Annotated in this window: 16 protein-coding genes; 13 read left to right on the top strand and 3 right to left on the bottom strand. The window is 73.8% G+C overall.

The annotated features are described in order from the left end of the window. The first annotated feature begins 106 nt into the window (after positions 1–106). Genes ACZ597_RS15435 through ACZ597_RS15400 form a run of 8 tightly spaced genes read left to right on the top strand, consistent with a single transcriptional unit; the run spans position 107 to position 7,548 of the window. On the top strand, positions 107–1,468 hold the full coding sequence (locus ACZ597_RS15435; protein ID WP_471329438.1) for a M16 family metallopeptidase: 1,362 nt from the start codon (positions 107–109) through the stop codon (positions 1,466–1,468). Next, a complete protein-coding gene (locus ACZ597_RS15430; RefSeq protein WP_471329436.1) occupies positions 1,465–2,325 on the top strand; it encodes a hypothetical protein in 861 nt (286 codons plus the stop codon). The genes ACZ597_RS15435 and ACZ597_RS15430 overlap by 4 nt, the downstream gene beginning before the upstream one ends. Next, complete coding sequence (locus tag ACZ597_RS15425; RefSeq protein WP_471329433.1) at positions 2,318–3,391, top strand: nucleotidyltransferase family protein; 1,074 nt, start codon at positions 2,318–2,320, stop codon at positions 3,389–3,391. The genes ACZ597_RS15430 and ACZ597_RS15425 overlap by 8 nt, the downstream gene beginning before the upstream one ends. Continuing rightward, positions 3,388–4,347 carry an ABC transporter ATP-binding protein gene (locus ACZ597_RS15420; protein WP_471329432.1) on the top strand — a complete coding sequence of 320 codons (960 nt, stop codon included), beginning with the start codon at positions 3,388–3,390 and terminating at the stop codon, positions 4,345–4,347. Before ACZ597_RS15425 ends, ACZ597_RS15420 begins: the two co-directional genes overlap by 4 nt. After that, complete coding sequence (locus tag ACZ597_RS15415) at positions 4,344–5,111, top strand: ABC transporter permease (RefSeq protein ID WP_471329430.1); 768 nt, start codon at positions 4,344–4,346, stop codon at positions 5,109–5,111. The genes ACZ597_RS15420 and ACZ597_RS15415 overlap by 4 nt, the downstream gene beginning before the upstream one ends. Before the next feature lie 11 nt (positions 5,112–5,122). Continuing rightward, positions 5,123–5,956, top strand: a complete 834-nt coding sequence (locus ACZ597_RS15410) for an ABC transporter permease (protein WP_471329428.1) — start codon at positions 5,123–5,125, stop codon at positions 5,954–5,956. Positions 5,957–6,008: 52 nt separating this feature from the next. Beyond that, entirely contained in the window at positions 6,009–6,860 is an 852-nt protein-coding gene (locus ACZ597_RS15405; protein ID WP_471329426.1) for a hypothetical protein, read from the top strand. Between the two features lie 40 nt (positions 6,861–6,900). After that, positions 6,901–7,548 carry a hypothetical protein gene (locus tag ACZ597_RS15400; RefSeq protein WP_471329424.1) on the top strand — a complete coding sequence of 216 codons (648 nt, stop codon included), beginning with the start codon at positions 6,901–6,903 and terminating at the stop codon, positions 7,546–7,548. Positions 7,549–7,563: 15 nt separating this feature from the next. On the opposite strand, the gene ACZ597_RS15395 is transcribed toward ACZ597_RS15400, so the two are convergent. Next, the gene (locus tag ACZ597_RS15395) at positions 7,564–8,811 is read right to left on the bottom strand and encodes a helix-turn-helix domain-containing protein (RefSeq protein WP_471329421.1); all 1,248 of its coding nucleotides are present in this window, start codon (positions 8,809–8,811) and stop codon (positions 7,564–7,566) included. 805 nt (positions 8,812–9,616) lie between these two features. Here ACZ597_RS15395 and ACZ597_RS15390 point away from each other — a divergent pair. Genes ACZ597_RS15390 through ACZ597_RS15370 form a run of 5 tightly spaced genes read left to right on the top strand, consistent with a single transcriptional unit; the run spans position 9,617 to position 14,144 of the window. Further along, complete coding sequence (locus tag ACZ597_RS15390) at positions 9,617–12,115, top strand: sensor histidine kinase (protein ID WP_471329418.1); 2,499 nt, start codon at positions 9,617–9,619, stop codon at positions 12,113–12,115. 23 nt (positions 12,116–12,138) lie between these two features. Then, on the top strand, positions 12,139–12,570 hold the full coding sequence (locus ACZ597_RS15385; protein WP_007267614.1) for a roadblock/LC7 domain-containing protein: 432 nt from the start codon (positions 12,139–12,141) through the stop codon (positions 12,568–12,570). Continuing rightward, complete coding sequence (locus tag ACZ597_RS15380; RefSeq protein WP_471329416.1) at positions 12,567–13,004, top strand: DUF742 domain-containing protein; 438 nt, start codon at positions 12,567–12,569, stop codon at positions 13,002–13,004. Before ACZ597_RS15385 ends, ACZ597_RS15380 begins: the two co-directional genes overlap by 4 nt. Further along, positions 12,982–13,602: a GTP-binding protein gene (locus ACZ597_RS15375; RefSeq protein ID WP_471329413.1), complete on the top strand. Its 621-nt coding sequence runs from the start codon at positions 12,982–12,984 to the stop codon at positions 13,600–13,602. The genes ACZ597_RS15380 and ACZ597_RS15375 overlap by 23 nt, the downstream gene beginning before the upstream one ends. Continuing rightward, positions 13,599–14,144, top strand: coding sequence for a GAF domain-containing protein (locus ACZ597_RS15370; protein WP_471329410.1), 546 nt, complete (start codon positions 13,599–13,601; stop codon positions 14,142–14,144). Before ACZ597_RS15375 ends, ACZ597_RS15370 begins: the two co-directional genes overlap by 4 nt. Here ACZ597_RS15370 and ACZ597_RS15365 read toward each other — a convergent pair whose 3' ends face one another. Together ACZ597_RS15365 and ACZ597_RS15360 are read right to left on the bottom strand one after the other, a co-directional pair. Then, a complete protein-coding gene (locus ACZ597_RS15365) occupies positions 14,145–15,041 on the bottom strand; it encodes a transketolase family protein (RefSeq protein WP_471330103.1) in 897 nt (298 codons plus the stop codon). A gap of 21 nt (positions 15,042–15,062) precedes the next feature. Then, entirely contained in the window at positions 15,063–15,764 is a 702-nt protein-coding gene (locus tag ACZ597_RS15360; RefSeq protein WP_471329408.1) for a transketolase, read from the bottom strand. Positions 15,765–15,808: the final 44 nt, after the last annotated feature.

Genomic DNA, 15,808 nt, shown 5'->3' with positions numbered 1-15,808 from the left:
GATGATCTCCGCCTGAGAAGCAAAACTTTGTTGCGAGGGGGAAGCCGCTCCGGAAAACCACCAAGGGAATCCGGGACTGAATTCCCGTCGGCTGACTGTTCTGTTCATGAAAGGAGGTGAAGAAAAATGCGCAACCACGCTGTGGGCCTCCGCCCGCGTCTGGACAAGGTCAAGACCGGCCGTTGAGCCGAGTCGAATTGACCCAAGTGCCGCCGCGACGCATGGCCGCGGCGGCACTCTCCGTACTTCTCCTTTCTCTGTTTTCTCTGTGCGAGGATTCCTGATGACACCTGCCGATCGGATATCGGTCATCACTGCGGTCGATGGCCGCCTGAAGACAACGAGCATCTGCCTCGGCGTGGCATACGGAGCGCGCCACGACCCGCCGGACCGCGGCGGTCTGGCCCATGTGCTGGAGCACGTGCTGATGTCCGCACCCCTTCCCGGTGTCGGCCCCCTCGTGCAGCACATCGAAGGTCTCGGAGGCAGCGCCAACGCCGAGACCGGCCTGGAACAGATGCTCTTCCACCTCCAGGTCGACGCGGACGACGCGGACCAGGCCGTGGAGCTGCTGCTGCGCGCCGTGCTCGAGCCCGAACTGGACGCCGCGACCCTCGACACAGAACGCGCCGCCGTGCTCCAGGAGCTCGCGGCCGCCGAAGCCGACCCGATGGACACGGTCCAGGACGCCTTCCTCTCCGCGCTCTTCCCCGGCCACCCGCTGGGCCGGCCCGTGGGCGGCACCGTCGCCGAGATCGCCGCCATGGACCTCGAAGGCGTGGCACGCGGACACCGCGACGTCCTGCTCACCAGCCCCATGACCCTCGCCGTGGTGGGCCCGAGGGTTCCCCGCGGGCTGCCCGTCACCGCTACCGCCCCGCGCGCCACCGCAGCGTCCCGCCCGCCGGTCCCGCTGGGCCCGCCCCACCGGGCCGAGCCCGTCTGGCCCGACGAGTTCGCCTGGGTGGCGGTGGGCGGCCGGTCCACCGGATTGACCGAGGGGAACCGCCACCACTACGCCGTGCTGGCGAACCTCCTGGGCGGCCACGCCTCCTCGGTGCTCTACCGTCAGCTCCGGGTTGCCGCCGGCATCGCCTACTCCTTCCAGGCATGGGACCGGGGCTACGTCGAGGCAGGCGCCTGGCGCGTCCTGATCGGCGTGGAAAGCGGGAACGGCCCCGAGGCGGTCGCCATCGCCATCAGGGAACTGGACGCACTGGCGGCGACCGGGCCCACGGAGGCGGACCTCGACGCCGCCCGCCGGCACGCCCGCATGGGTCTGCTGCGCGACACCGAGACGCCCCTGGAACACGCGCGGCTCCTCGCGTCGCGAGGCCTCTTCCACGAGGCCTGGGACGTGGACGGCGAGCTGCGGGAGATCGCCGCCGTCACCCGGGACGACGTACGTGCCGCGGCCGCGTCGCTCCGCGACGACCTGGTCACCGTGGTCCGCCCGGAGGCGAAGTGAACACCGCCGACGCGACCGCCGGGACCGGTCCGGCCTCCCGGGCGCCCTCGCCCCGCTACCTCGCCGAGGCGGAAGAGGCAGGACTCCTCCACCGGCTGCACGGCCACCCGTTCGTGGCGGGGGAGCACCACGACCCCCAGCTCGGCGAGCGGGAACTCCTCGTCGAGTTCTGCGCGGACGAACTCCTGTCGGACCCCTCGTGGCTGGAGGAGGCCCTGGCCGTCGCCGGGCTCTCCGAGGCCGGCCCGCGCGTGGTCACCGTACGGGCCTCCGCCGATCTGCGGCTCGCCGGCCCGTGGCAGCGCCACCTCACCTACCTGAGGTACGCGGGCCCGTCCGCGCAGGACGGTCGGGCGTCCTCGCCCCTCACCATCCGCCCGGCCGACCCCGGGACCGACACCGCCGACCTCTTCCGCTGGCTCGCCCAGGCCCTGGCCAACGGCAGCGCCGAGCAGGATGTCGCGACCAGCACCGGAGCGGCCGAGGCCTTCGCGCGCGAGGTCCTGGACGCCCCGGACCGCTTCTCCTACGTGGCCTGCCGCGAAGGACGCCCGGTCGGCCACGCCACGCTGCTGTGTGCGGCCGGCGATCCGGTGACCGGCCGCGACCACGTGGAACTCGTCGACGTGCTCGTCGAGGAACCGCAAGGGCCGCGCAGCGAAGCCGCCCACGCGCTGACGGCGGCCGCGATGGCCCACGCGCACCGGGCGGGACTCCCCCTGATCGGACACGTCGTCCACCCTGCCCCGCACGTCGCCGCCGGGCACGGCGACAGGATCGTGGCCTCCCTCGTCGCACGCGGCTGGGCGGTCGACCACGTCTTCTGGCGGCGGAGCCACGACAAGGGCGGTGCGTGAGATGGACCTCGCGATGCTGTACGACGTACTGGACGTGTCCCCGGAACAGGGGCCGGGCCGGCTGCTCTTCACCGCGCGCAAGGCGCACTACACCCTGCCGTACCTCGTGCTGTCCGCGCTGGAGCGGGAGGGCTCCCCCATGAGCGCGGCCGCTCGTGGGGAACTGGCCCGGGCCCGGCGGCGCGCCCGCCACTACGAGGAGGTGCTCACCCGGGTCACCGCCCAGGTGCCCGCGCAGGTCATCAAGGGGCCGCTGCTCGCCCGTACCTACCCCGAAGGACTGCTCCGCCCCCAGGGCGACCTGGACCTGGTCACCGAGGGCGAGCCGGACCTGTGGAACGCGGTCCGGCTGCTGACGAAGGACAACCCGCCGCAGTACGCGGGCGTCTCCGTGCTGGGCGCGCCCACCCGCCACGTGGTGGTGACGCTGACCTGGCAGCCCGAGGACCCCCTGCTCGATCCCGAACTCCGCGTCGAGATCGCCACGGCAGCCCTGGTCGGTGACCAGGAGGCCGTGCCCATCCGGTCCGCGATGCCCGCCGATACGCTGACCGCCAATCTGCTGGCCCTGGCCGAAGAGCGGTTCCAGCGCCCCTTCCACGCGCGTGACGCCATCGACGTCCACATGCTCGGGAACGCCGAGCCGCGCAGCCTGGACGCCCTCGTCTCCGCGGCGGCCGCATACCATCTGGCGCCCGAGCTCAGGGAGTTGCTGGACTACGCCGCGCAGCGGGCACCGGTCGGCCACCTCTCCGTCCTCGGCCCGGCCCTGGAAGCGGCGGAGCGGGAGGAACGGGCGCGCCGCGCCACCCGCCCGGTGTCACCGGGCCCGGCCGCCGACGTCCGCGCGGCCCTCGAGGCCGGTGTGCCGTTGTACGGGATGCCGCTGGGGCGCGTCTCCGGCCGTACGGACTGGGACCGCGCGCGCGTCCACCACTTCGGGGAGGCCGCCCTGTTGCTCACCCCGGTCGGGGACTACCTCCTGGTGGCGGGCGAGACCGTCGCGCAGGAGCAGTACGACGCGGCGCTCCAGGAGGTCGGCCTGCTGGCGGAGGAGACGCCGTGACGGCCGTGGAGACCCGTGCGCTGACGCGGCGGTACGGCAACGCCAAGCGGGGCGCCGAGGACGAGGTCCCCGCCCTGCGCGAAGTGGACCTGACGGTCGAACGGGGCGAGGTGTACGGCCTGCTGGGACCCAACGGGGCCGGCAAGACCACCCTCTGCCGGATCCTGTCGACCGTCCTGCTCCCCACCTCGGGAACCGCCCGCGTCATGGGCCACGACGTGGTCCAGGACGCCGACCGGGTCAAGGGCGTCATCGGCATCGTCTTCGGCGGGGAGCGCGGGCTGTACACGCGGCTCACGATCCGCGACAACCTGCGCTTCTGGGCTGCGCTCTACGGACTGCGCGGCAACGACCTGCGGCGCCGCTGCGACGCGCTCCTGGAGCGGATGGGCCTGGGCGACCGGGCCGACGACCGGGTGGACACCCTGTCCCGGGGCATGAAGCAGCGACTGCACCTGGCCCGGGGCCTGGTCGCCGATCCGCCGCTGCTCATCCTCGACGAGCCCACCGTCGGCATGGACCCGGTCGCAGCCCAGGACTTCCGGGTCCTCGTCGAAGGACTCAAGGCGGACGGGCGCACCGTCGTGCTCACCACCCATGACATGGCCGAGGCGGAGGCCCTGTGCGACCGGGTGTCCGTCTTCGACCGCGGCAGGATCGTCACCACCGGCGCACCGGCCGAGATCGGCGCTCTGATCTCCCGCTACGAGCAGGTGGACGCCGTCGGTGTCCCCGCCGGGACCGCCGCCGCCCTGGCGGACGTCCCGGGTGTCGTCGCGGTCCGGGCCCTCGAGAGGGACCGGACCCGGATCGAGACGCGGGACGCGCGGGCCACCCACGTGGTCCTGAGGCTCCTGCTGGAGGCCGGGGTGACAGCCATCTCCACCGGCCGCCCCACGCTGGAAGAGGTCTATCTGCACGTCATCGGCGAGCGGGGCATGGCGGTGGACAGATGAGGCTGTTCCTCACCGCCGCGCGCTTCCAGCTCCGGCTGGCCTGGCGGTCGCCCGACACCGTCCAGGTGTGCGTGACCGCCCCCCTGCTGACCGTCGTCTTCCTGGCGATCAGTGACCATGCCGGGCGCGCGGACCTCTCGCCGTACGCCGTGGTCGCGCCCACCCTGATGTCGCTGTGGCTCCTCGCCCTCTACACCGCGGGTGAACTCATCAACACGGAGAGGTCCCTCGGTACCCTGGAGGGACTCGTCGCCGCTCCGGCCCGCTTCGAGGTCCTCGTGATGGGCCGGATGTGCGCGGTCACCGCGATCGGCGCGGTCTCCTTCGCGGAGTCGTGGCTCGTCGCCGGGCTGCTCTTCGACCGCTGGCTGGCATTCCCGCACCCGGCCGTCACCGCGGCCTGCGTGCTGGCGACCGGCTTCGCCACGGCCGGCACCGCGAGCATCCTGACCTCCCTGTTCGTCCTGATGCCCTCCGCGCGCATCATCCAGAACACCCTCAGCTACCCGTTCTACCTGCTGGGCGGCGTCCTGGTGCCGGTCGCCTCGCTGCCCGCCTGGCTGCAGCCCGAGTCACGGGCCGTGTTCCTGTCCTGGTCCGCCGATCTGCTGCGCGACAGTCTCGCGCCCGCCCCCGTCAGCGATGCCGTACTCCGGCTCGCGGTGATCCTCGGCCTCGGCGCCGTCGGGTTCGGGCTGGGCCTGGTGCTGCTGCGCCGGGTCCTCGACCGGGTGTGCCGCCTCGGCACGCTGTCCCAGACGTGAGGTGGCGAGCCTTGTCCGCACAAGCAGCACAGCCCGTACAGCCCATGCAGCCCGTACACCCCCTGCGGGTGGTCAGGCACAGCGCGGCGAACGCCTTCGCCGACATGCGGGCCGTCTACACGTGGAAGACCTGGACCTTCGGCTGGCTCGGCCGGATGCTGGCACAGGTCACCTTCTTCGTCCTGCTGGGACGGCTGGTCGGAGGCCCGGACCAGGCCAGGTACCTGATCGTGGGCAACGCCCTGATGACCTGCGTGATCGAGTCGTTGACGGTCGTGGCGTCCTCCACGTGGGAGCGCGCTGCCGGTACGCTTCCGCTCCTGGCCGCGGCGCCGGCGAAACCCACCTGGGTCTTCCTCGGCCGCAGCCTCCAGTGGCCCATCAGCGGCACCGGGACCTCGCTGGTGGCCCTCTTCGTCCTCGGCCCGGCATTCGGAGTGAGCTGGAGTGCCGCCCAGGTGCCGGTGGCCGTCGTCCTGGTCGTGCTCACAGCGGTCGGTACGTATTTCCTCGGGCTGTTCCTGGCCGCCCTCGTACTGAACGCGGGCAGTGTGCGCAACATCGTCTCCAACGCCGGCTACCTGCTGATGATGGCGGTGTGCGGGGTCCAGGTGCCAGTCGGCTACTGGCCCGAATGGGTCGGCTGGATCGCCCAGGCGATCCCGCTCACCCACCTCCTCGGGGCCCTGCGTTGCCTCACCGACGGCGCGGACCTCGCCACGGTCTCCGGCGAGGCGGCCGTGGGGCTGCTCGTGGGGCTGGCATGGCTCGGCGCCGCCCACCTGATGTTCGAATCCCTGCTGAGACGGGGCAGACGGGCCGGGACGATCGACTTCGCGTCCTGAGACCCCGCCCCGGTCCTCACCCCCCACTCGTACAAATGAAAGGCAGTCACCCGTGCGCGGCATTCTCGTCTCGTTTCTCGGTGCCGACGGGATCGGCAAGTCCACTCTGGTGGACTCCATAGCGGAATCCCTGGAGGCCGAAGGCGTCAAGGTGCGCCACGTTTCCTGGCGCCGGGTCATCGAGGAACCGGACACCTCGTGGCCCGTGGACGGTCTCCAGGAACTGTGGCTCGAGGCGTTCCGCACGCTGGTCGGCGGAGCCCGGACGGCCTCGGGACCGCTGAGCCTGCCCCGCGACTACGGGGAATGGGTCTCCGGCGGCTGGGAGACGACCCTCGCGGAGACGGAGCTGAACGGCGTCGGGCCCGCCGGCCCGCTGGCCTCCGCCCTGGTGGGCCTGGCCGGAGGCGTCCTGCTCGCCGGGGACGCGGTCGAGCCCGCGCTGGAGCGGGGCGAGGTCGTGCTGCAGGAGACCTTCCCCTTCAAGCAGGTACTCAAGAAGATCTTCGTATGCCGCCGCATCGTCGGTGACGACCCCGGCTGGACCGCGGTTCTGGACCGGATGCAGGTCATGGTCGAGGACCTCTTCGGCAGCCGGGTCTTCCAGCCTGACGTCGGCGTGCTGGTCGACGGACCGCTGGACATGGCCTTCCAGTGGCGGATGGCCCAGTCCGGACAGGTCGGCGTCCTGGAGGACTACCGCGTGGCGGGGGACAGCGGCGAGGCCGGGTACCTCCAGATGCAGCAGGAGTCGGTCGAGGTCTTCCGGCGGCTGGCCGGACAGTGGGACTGGCTCGTCCACCAGGTGGACGGCGCCGGCCTCGAGCCGAACCTCCGCCGCGGCAGGGCCATGGTCATGGGCCACCCCGCGCTCCAGGGCTTCCTGGACTCCCGATCGCGCTGACCGCCGCAAGCGCATTCCCCCAGAAGAGAGAGACACCACGATGCACCCCACCTTCGTCGACCTCGCGCTCGCCGACTGGAACGACGTCGACTCCGTGGCCAAGTTCAGCGCAGAGGCCTTCGCCGCCTTCGACGAAGACCCGGACCTGCTGCCGCGCATGCTGCGGTCCCTGCGCACCGACCAGCACCTGCGCCCCATGTGCGAGAGCTACGACTTCATGGACAAGCTCGTGCTCTACGACGACCAGAAGGCCAACATCCGGATACGCGTCCACTTGTTCCGGCCGGGATACTTCGACCGCCCGCACAACCACCGGTGGACCTTCGCGACGAAGATCCTGCGGGGCAGCTACGTGCACCGCCTGTACGGCCGGGACGACCAGTTGATCGAGGGGGTCGACTCCGATGCCCTGGAGCCGCTCGTCCAGCGGGTGGAGGGCGAGGGGGCCGGCTACGTGCTGCACCACAACAGCGTGCACGCCATCCAGGCCGGCGTCGGCACGGCCTCCCTGCTGGTCCGCGGGCCCGCAGCCAAGGACCGGCTGCTCTTCGTCGACCGGGCGAAGCGGACCAGCTACTGGGTGTACGGCGCGGAACACGAGACGCCCGAGCAGCGCCGGGACAAGAGCATGACGGACGATCAGCTGGACGAGGCGATCACCCGTGCGCTGGCCCTGGTCGGGCGCTGACCACCTGGGGAACGCCTACGCGGCGGCCAGTTCCGCCGCGTAGGCGGCGAGCAGGGTGTTGCAGCGATAGCCGCCGGAGGCCGTCGGCTGCAGGAGGTTGACCTGGCACAGGAACTGCGCCAGACGAACGGCCAGGTCTTCGGGAACTCCGAGGACGCGGGCCACGTCCTGCGGCGAGATGTCCTCCGCCGCGGACGCGCCGATCAGCCGGAAGGCGCGTGCCACGTCCTGCGGCAGGCCCCGGTACGACCAGGAGAACACCGCGCGCACCGAGGCGGCCGTGTCGCCCGCGCAGCTGAGGAAGTCCAGCCGGCCCCGCGGGTCCGACAACTCCCCGACCACCCCCTCCAGGCAGTCCTGCGGGCCGGCCGAGAAGTGTTCGGCGGCGATGCGCAAGGCCAGCGGCAGGTGGCCACAGCGGTCGCTGAGGGCGGAAACCGCCTCGGGGCGCGCATCGCGGAGCGCCGCGCCGGCGACGCCGTGCAGGAGTACGGAGGCGTCCTCGCGGGAGAGCGGCCCCAGGGACAGCCGGGCTGCGCCGTCCCGCGCCACCAGCCCGGCCAGCCGGCCCCGGCTGGTGACGAGCACCATGCAGCCGGGGGCGCCGGGAAGCAGCGCGCGGACCTGGTCGGCGGTGGCCGCGTCGTCCAGGACGATGAGCATCCGGCGCCCGGTGAGCGCGGTCCGGTACAGCGCGGCCCGGTCCCACAGGCCGGCCGGTATCGCGTGGTCATCGATCCCCACCGCGCGCAGACTGGCGGCGAGGACATCGGCCGGGTCGGCGGGCGCCGCGGCCGGCCCGTGCGCCCGCAGGTGGTGGAAGAGCACACCGTCGGGGAACAAGGCGGCGTTCCGATGCGCCCACTTGAGGGCCAGGGCGGTCTTCCCGACGCCGGGCATCCCGTCGATCACGACCAAGGGCATGGCGCGGTGCGGGTGGTCCGGCCGTGACGCGGCCCTGTCCAACGCGGCCATCTCCCCACGGCGCCCGATGAAATGGGCCCTGTCCAAAGGAAGCTGCGCGGGTCGCTGGAACGCCGTGCGCGCACTTCGCGCGGTGCTCACGGAGGAGTGCGCGGCGAGCAGTGCACCGGATGCCTCCAGGGCCTCGTCGCACCGGCGGGCCAGGTCCTCCGAAGCCCGTTTGCCGCCGGTCTCGATCTTGCTGAGATGCCCCTTGCTGTAATGCGTCAGTTTCGACAGCTCGGTGAGGGAGACTCCCTGCCCCAACCGTCGTTCCCGCAGCTCGTGCCCGAAAGCCATATGCGGTTGCCCCAATCCTCGATTGCATCTGCGACGGTCGCCTCCCCTCGTGCGAGCAAGGGGCTGCGCGCCCGGCGCCTGCATGGTCCAGGGCGGATACCGTCGTGGGCACCAGCTTGTGCGGGCCCACTGGCGCACCGCTTACGCACGGCTAACGTTCCGCTGACGACGGTCGGGCACGAGGAGGTCCAGCGGGCTGGAGGTGGTGGGCCCCGCCGTCAGGCGGCGGGCTTGCCGGGCTTCGCGGGTGGAGCAATGACGGTGACTCGCCGGCGGGGAGCGGATGGGGGGCCGTGGGCAGGCGCAGGGTCACGGAAGGCGGCGGCACCGAGAGGACTGGTCGTCATGGAGGCTCCGCCCTCCGCCACACGCCATTGCGAGCTCCTCGCCGGACGGTCCGGGGACGCCGCCGCATTCGGCGAGTGGACCACCTGGATGCGGCAGAGACTGGCCGACTGGGAGCTGGCCGCACTCTACACCGATGCCGTCCTGGTCGCGGCGGAACTCCCAACTCGGCCGCGGCCGCCCGGCAGCTCAACGTCGGGAGCCCGCCCGGCAGCTCAACGTCGGGAGCTGTGACCCGGGGGACCGGCCCGGCGGCGCACGCCGCCGGCCGTGCGGGAGTACGCGCTCCCGGCGCATTCGGGCTGTCGTGCGAGCGCTCCATCGGGAGCGGGAAGCACCCCGGTGAAGTTCCCCAACTGGGCAACAGCTGCGGGATCGTGCGGTCTAGCGTGGGTATCCGGTGATCAACACCGGGCCCCGCGACTCGCTGGGGGCCGGGCCCCACGTAACGAGGACGCCGATGTCCGGACTCCGCGCCGCCCGCCACTCCCCGTCGAGACACGCCGTCAAGGGACCGGGCCGGCAGATACGCCCCCAGCTGGTCCGCGCCGCCGTACTGCCCACGCTCGCCGCCGGGCTCAGCGGCGCGGCCGCGGTCATGTTCACCCTCCACCTCGGCGGCGGCTCCGGGTCGCGTGACGACCGGCTGTGGCCGGTGCTCGCGGGCTGCGCCCTGCTCGCCGTCGGAGCGCTCGCCGCCGCCCTGCTCGGGGCCCAGCGCGCAGCCAAGGCCGTTCGGGACCGCTGCGAAGCACTGCGCCGCTCCAGCGTGCGCGGGCGCGAGGAGCTGCGGACCGCCGCCGAGCGGATCGAACGCGGGGAGGGCGCCGTCCGGCCCGTGCGCGGGGACCGGGGCGGCGCGCCGCCGGAGGGCGACCAGGCCGGAGTGGACGAATTCTGGCTGCTCGCACAGGAGTTGCGGGGCGCCCGGGAGCAGGCGCAGACGACCCTCGTGCGGCTGGCCCTGCCGCCCGCGCCGACCGACAGCGACCGCAAGGTGGAGGTCTTCGTCAACCTCGCGCGCCGGCTCCAGTCGCTCGTGCACCGCGAGATCTCACTGCTCGACGGGCTGGAGGACACCGTCGAGGACCCCGAGCTGCTGAAGGAGCTCTTCCACGTCGACCACCTCGCCACCCGGATCCGCCGGCACGCCGAGAACCTCGCGGTGCTGGGCGGGGCCGCGTCCCGACGCCAGTGGACCCGGCCGATCGACCTGAGCGAGGTGCTGCGGTCCTCGGTCGCCGAGGTCGAGCAGTACACGCGGGTCAAGGTGGTGCCCCCCGCGGGCGGCACCGTCCGGGGCCACGCCGTCGCCGACGTGGTGCACCTGCTGGCCGAACTCGTGGAGAACGCCACGGTGTTCTCCGCCCCCGACACGGACGTGGTGGTGCGGGCCGAGCGGGTCACGGCCGGCATCGCGGTCGAGGTGGAGGACCGCGGGCTGGGCATGCCGGCGGAGGAGCAGCACCGGATGAACACCCTGCTCGGTGATCCCGACCAGGTGAGCGTCCGGCACCTGCTGGCCGACGGGCGGATCGGGCTGTACGTGGTCTCGGCGCTGGCCCGGCGGCACGGGATCGCCGTCGAGCTGAAGTCCAACATCTACGGCGGGGTCCTCGCCGTGCTGGTGCTGCCCCAGGGTCTGCTGGGTGCGGAGGCCCCGGGCGCGGCCGACGCCGCCGGCGGCTCGCGGGCCACCTCGTGGGGCACCGTCTCCTGGCCGGACACGGCCCGCCCCGCGCCGCCGCCCCCCGCCGCCCGGCGGGAGCCCCTGACCCCCGCGGTACGGCCCCCGCTGCCGGGCCCGGCCCCGGAACCGGCCCGGCCCGCGTACCCCGCGCCGACGCCGTACGGGGCCCCGGAGCCGGCCTCCGTCCGGGCGCCGTACGAGGCTCCTGGCCGGCTCGCGGGCGGTGCCGGTGTCCCGGTGCCCGGGCCCGCCGCGGGCCCGGGACCCGACCCAGACCCGGTCCGGGCGCCGATGCCGTACGCGGCCCCGGTCGCGGGGTCCGCTCCGTACGGGGGCCCGGATCCGGCGGGGACGGGCGGCGCCCGCGGCCCGGTGCCGGGCACGGAAACCACCCGGGCCTTCTGGCAGGCACCGGAAGACGGCCCGACCCAGGCGTCCCTACCCCTCCAGGTTTCCGCCCCGGCTCCGGCGTCCGCCCCGGCGTCCGCTGTGGCCCCGGCGTCCGCTTCGGCCCCGGCGTCCGCCCCGGCCCCGGCGTCCGCTCCAGCCGTGGAAGCGGCCCCGGCCGCCCGCCCGGCGCCGGCCGGGGGACTGGACGGCGTCCTCGCCCCGGCCCCGGCCCTGCCGCCTCCGGCCCCGGCCCCGGCCCGGGGCTCCGAACGGCCCGGCGGTCCGCCGGCGGCCTGGGCCCCGGCCCCCGCCCCGGAGTCGGCCCCGGTCCCGCAAGCGGACCTCGGCCGGGGTGCGGAACCCCACCGCACCGGTGCTCCCGAACTCGGACCGGCCCTGACTCGGGGCCCGGGCGGGTCGGTCTGGGCCTGGGGCCCCGCCGCCGAGCACGACCCGGACCCGGTACCGGACCCGGCCTGGCCCCTGGACACCGGCACCGACCCGGGTCCGGCCCTGGAGCCGGCCCGGCCGCTGGGCCCGGGAGCCCCGGAACCGGCTCCGGACACGCGGCCCGGTCCCGCGCAGGGCTGGGCGGCCGTACGCGCCGCCCAACCGCAGCCGGACCCCGGCCCCGCGCCCGGGACCCGTACACCCGCCCCCGCCCCCCTGCCGCACCGGATCCCACCGCAGGGCCCCGCACCCGAGGGAGCCCGGCCGCCCCTGCCCCGGCGCCGCGCCCAGCAGCACCTCGCGCCGCAGCTCCGCGAGGCCCCCGCCCCCCGGCGGGCCGACGAAACCGAACAGCCCGTGCACGACCCCGGCCTGATGGCGGCCTTCCAGCGGGGCTTCGGCCTCGCCCAGTCGGACGAGCAGGCATGAACCCCAGCAAGGAGCACACCCCCATGGCCGGCGAACTGGCGACGAAGACAGGCAGCCTCTCCGATCTCGACTGGCTGCTCAGCGGGCTGGTCCAACGGGTGCCCTACACCCGCAGCGCGGTACTGCTCACCGCCGACGGACTCGTCACCTGCGTACACGGCCTGGACTCCGACAGCGCCGACCACATGGCCGCCCTCGCCTCCGGCCTGTACTCCCTCGGCCGCAGCGCCGGAGCCCGCTTCGGGGACGGGGCCGAGGTCCGGCAGGTGGTCGTGGAGCTCGACACCGCCCTCGTCTTCGTCTCGGCGGCAGGCTCCGGCACCTGCCTGGCGGTGCTCGCGGACCGGGAGGCCGACGCCGGCGTCCTCGGCTACGAGATGGCGATGCTGGTCAAGAGCGTACGGCCCTACCTGGCGGCCCCGCCGCGCCGGCCCGTCGCCGACGCGGAGCGATGAGGGCCTGGGCGAGGGGGGTCCACGGCTTCCCGCAGGCCGGCTTTCCCACGGCCCGGGACACGCCCTGGCTGGACGATTCCGCCGGCCGGGTCATGCGCCCGTACACGGCCTGCGGCGGCCGCACCCGCCCCGCCGTCGCGCTCGACCTGCTGTCCCGGATGACCGCCACCGGCGTCCGCCCCGGCATCCCCCTCGGAGCCGAGCACACCCTCGTCCTGCGCGCGTGCGCGGGCGCGGCGGCGGTCACGGTCGCCGAGGTGGCCGGGCAGCTGCGGCTCCCGGCCGTGGTGGTGAAGGTGCTGCTGTCCGACCTGATGGAGTACGGGGCCGTCATGGCGCAGTCCCCCCGCTTCCCGAACGGCGGCGGTTCCTTCGCCGCCGACGACCTCTCCCTGCTCCGGGCGGTGCTCGATGGCCTACGCCGAAGGCTGTGAGGTGGCCGCCCCGGCCCTGCCAGCGACCTTGAAGATCCTCGTCGCGGGCGGCTTCGGGGCGGGCAAGACCACCTTCGTGGGCGCGGTCAGCGAGATCGAACCGCTCTGCACGGAGGAGCTCCTGAGCGGACTCGGCGAGGGCTCCGACCGGCTCGACGGGGTGACGGCGAAGACGGCGACGACGGTCGCCCTGGACTTCGGGCGCCTCACCCTGGACGACCGGCACGTCCTGTACCTCTTCGGCACGCCCGGCCAGGAGCGCTTCTGGTTCCTGTGGGAGGAGCTGTGCGCGGGAGCGCTCGGCGCGGTGGTCCTCGCCGACACCCGCCGCCTCGCCGACTGCTTCCCCGCCGTGGACTTCTTCGAGCGGCGCGGGATCGGCTTCGTCGTCGCCGTCAACGAGTTCGACGGCGGCCACCGCTACACCTCCCAGGAGGTCCGCGACGCCGTCGGCCTGGGCCCGGACGTACCCGTCGTCCGGTGCGACGCCCGGCTGAGCCGCTCCGGTACGGGGACCCTGGCCGCCCTCGTACACCACCTGCTGTCCACGGCCCGGCAGGGCCGCCCACCACATTCGGATCCGGGGGAACCGCCATGACCTACTACGAATCGACCGGCCACCTGCTGCTCACCCCGGTGGACCGGGAGGCACCCGCGCGGGCCGTCCGGCTGCGCGAGATGGACCTCGGCGAACGGGAGGACCCGGAACTCGACGACTTCGCACGCCGGGTGGCCCGGACGCTGGAGGCGCCGTACGCGGGCGTCAACTTCGTCGGCGAGGAACGGCAGTTCTTCGCGGGCCTGCACCACGGCCCGGACGCCGCCGCGAGCGGCTACCCGGCCCGGGTGCTGCCCCGGGACCACGGCTACTGCCCGCACGTGGTGGTGCGGCGGCGGGCCCTGGTGCTGGAGGACGTACGCGACTTCGCGCGCTTCGCGGGCAACGCGGTCGTCGACGAGAGCGGGGTGCGCTCCTACCTCGGGGCGCCCCTCACCGACCGGCGCGGCTTCGTCCTCGGCACCGTGTGCGCGGTGGACGTGGTGCCGAGGCGGTGGGGGACGCAGGGCCTCGCGACGGTCAAGGCGCTCGCCGCCGAGCTGGCCGAGCTGCTGCACGCCCGGCCGGACCGCCGGGGGTGATCAGCGCAGGAAGGCGGTGATCCGCTGCCGCAGGGAGCCCGCGTCCAGGCCGTGGGCGGCGGTGTGCTCGTCGATCGTCCCGTAGCGGCGCAGCTCGGCGCGCCCGACGCCCAGCGGCAGCACCCGGTGGGGGACCTCCACGAGGGCCTGCCCGGCGGCCGCCGCCGAGGTGCCGGCGAGGTACGGCTCGACCAGTACGACGTCGGCCGCGGCCCGTCCGGCTGCGGCGCGCAGGGCAGCGTCGTCGAAGGGGCGCACCGTGGCCGCGTACAGGACGGTGACGTCGAGCCCCTCGGTCGCCGCGAGGACGTTGTCGAGCAGCGGCCCGACGGCGAGCACCACCCCCGCGCGCCCCTCCCGTACGGTCTGGAAGCGCAGGTCGCCCAGGGGGCGCGGCGCGGCGTTCGACTGCTGGGAGAGCCGCACGTACACCCGGTCGTCCCCGGCGGCGTAGGCGTGGCGCAGCAGCGCCTCGGCCTCGTCCGGGTGGCCGGGCACGTGGACGGTCCAGCCGTCGAGGGTGTCGAGCAGCGCCACGTCGCCGGGCGACATGTGGGTGAACCCGCCGGCCGGCCAGTCGTAGCTGGCACTGGCGCTGACCAGCACCCCGCCCGTGCCCTGGTGCCCGAAGTCCAGCTTGACCTGCTCGAACGGCCGCTCGACGAGGAAGCTGGCGAAGGTGTGCAGCACGGGCCGCAGCCCGGTGAGCGCCAGCCCGCCGCCCACTCCTACGAGCAGCTGCTCCCGGATCCCGACGTTGATCACCCGGTCCGGGTGCCGCTCCCGGGCGGGCCGGAACCCGTCCATGGAGATCTCGGCGAGCACGAGCGCCAGCCGGGGGTCCTCGTCGAGCAGCCGCGACGTGACCGAGATGAACCGCTCCCGCATGGTGTCCATGACGTCCATGGCCCTTCCCCCTCAGAACTTCTTCTCGACGCGGGCGACGACGGCGTGCGGCCGGCCCGGATGCGGTGTGGTGAAGGCGGCGTGCAGCGCCGCGTGGTCCCGCCCGTCCACGGTGACGGCGCTCCAGCCGGCCGCCTCGAAGCGGGAGGCGATCCCCCCGGGCCAGCCGTGGGTGGCCGAGTCGTTGTCGATCACCACGGTGTGCAGCGCCTCCAGCCCGGCCGAGCCGGCGTGGGCGATGGCCTCGTGGTTGCTGCCCTCGTCGAGCTCGGCGTCCCCGATCAGCACCCACACGTCGGCCTCGTCCAGCCCCTGGGCCCGCAGCCCGAGCGCACTGCCGACGGCGAGCGGCAGCCCGTGCCCGAGGGAGCCGCTGGCGATCTCCACACCGGGGATCAGGGTGCGGTCGGGGTGGTGGCCGAGCGGGGAGTCGTACGCCCCGAATCCGGGCAGCCAGTCGACGGGGAAGAACCCCTTGGCTGCGAGCACGGCGTAGTAGGCCATCGGCCCGTGCCCCTTGGACAGCAGGAACCGGTCCCGCCCGGGGTCCCGCGCGCTCCCGGGCCCGACGCGCAGCACCCGGTCGTAGAGCACCCACAGCACGTCGAGGGTGGAAGTGGCGGCGGGCCCGTGCTTCTCGGCCCCGGTCATGAGCGCGATCAGCCGGTCCAGATCCTCGTAGCGGAGCCCGGTGTCCGCGGATGCCTGTGTCATGCGGCAACCGTGCAACCTCAAGCAGGCTTGAGGTCAACCCCGCC

The organism is Streptomyces sp. NPDC040718 (assembly GCF_055593565.1).
This window is presented reverse-complemented; position numbering and strand designations above follow the sequence as displayed.

Bases quoted from the DNA above. Each gene is read 5' to 3' on its own strand.
- ACZ597_RS15370 (WP_471329410.1), top strand. From the start codon at position 13,599: ATGACCTACTACGAATCGACCGGCCACCTGCTGCTCACCCCGGTGGAC.
- ACZ597_RS15390 (WP_471329418.1), top strand. From the start codon at position 9,617: ATGTCCGGACTCCGCGCCGCCCGCCACTCCCCGTCGAGACACGCCGTC.
- ACZ597_RS15415 (WP_471329430.1), top strand. From the start codon at position 4,344: ATGAGGCTGTTCCTCACCGCCGCGCGCTTCCAGCTCCGGCTGGCCTGG.
- ACZ597_RS15360 (WP_471329408.1), bottom strand. From the start codon at position 15,764: ATGACACAGGCATCCGCGGACACCGGGCTCCGCTACGAGGATCTGGAC.
- ACZ597_RS15375 (WP_471329413.1), top strand. From the start codon at position 12,982: ATGGCCTACGCCGAAGGCTGTGAGGTGGCCGCCCCGGCCCTGCCAGCG.
- ACZ597_RS15380 (WP_471329416.1), top strand. From the start codon at position 12,567: ATGAGGGCCTGGGCGAGGGGGGTCCACGGCTTCCCGCAGGCCGGCTTT.
- ACZ597_RS15395 (WP_471329421.1), bottom strand. From the start codon at position 8,811: ATGGCTTTCGGGCACGAGCTGCGGGAACGACGGTTGGGGCAGGGAGTC.
- ACZ597_RS15400 (WP_471329424.1), top strand. From the start codon at position 6,901: ATGCACCCCACCTTCGTCGACCTCGCGCTCGCCGACTGGAACGACGTC.
- ACZ597_RS15385 (WP_007267614.1), top strand. From the start codon at position 12,139: ATGGCCGGCGAACTGGCGACGAAGACAGGCAGCCTCTCCGATCTCGAC.
- ACZ597_RS15435 (WP_471329438.1), top strand. From the start codon at position 107: ATGAAAGGAGGTGAAGAAAAATGCGCAACCACGCTGTGGGCCTCCGCC.
- ACZ597_RS15365 (WP_471330103.1), bottom strand. From the start codon at position 15,041: ATGGACACCATGCGGGAGCGGTTCATCTCGGTCACGTCGCGGCTGCTC.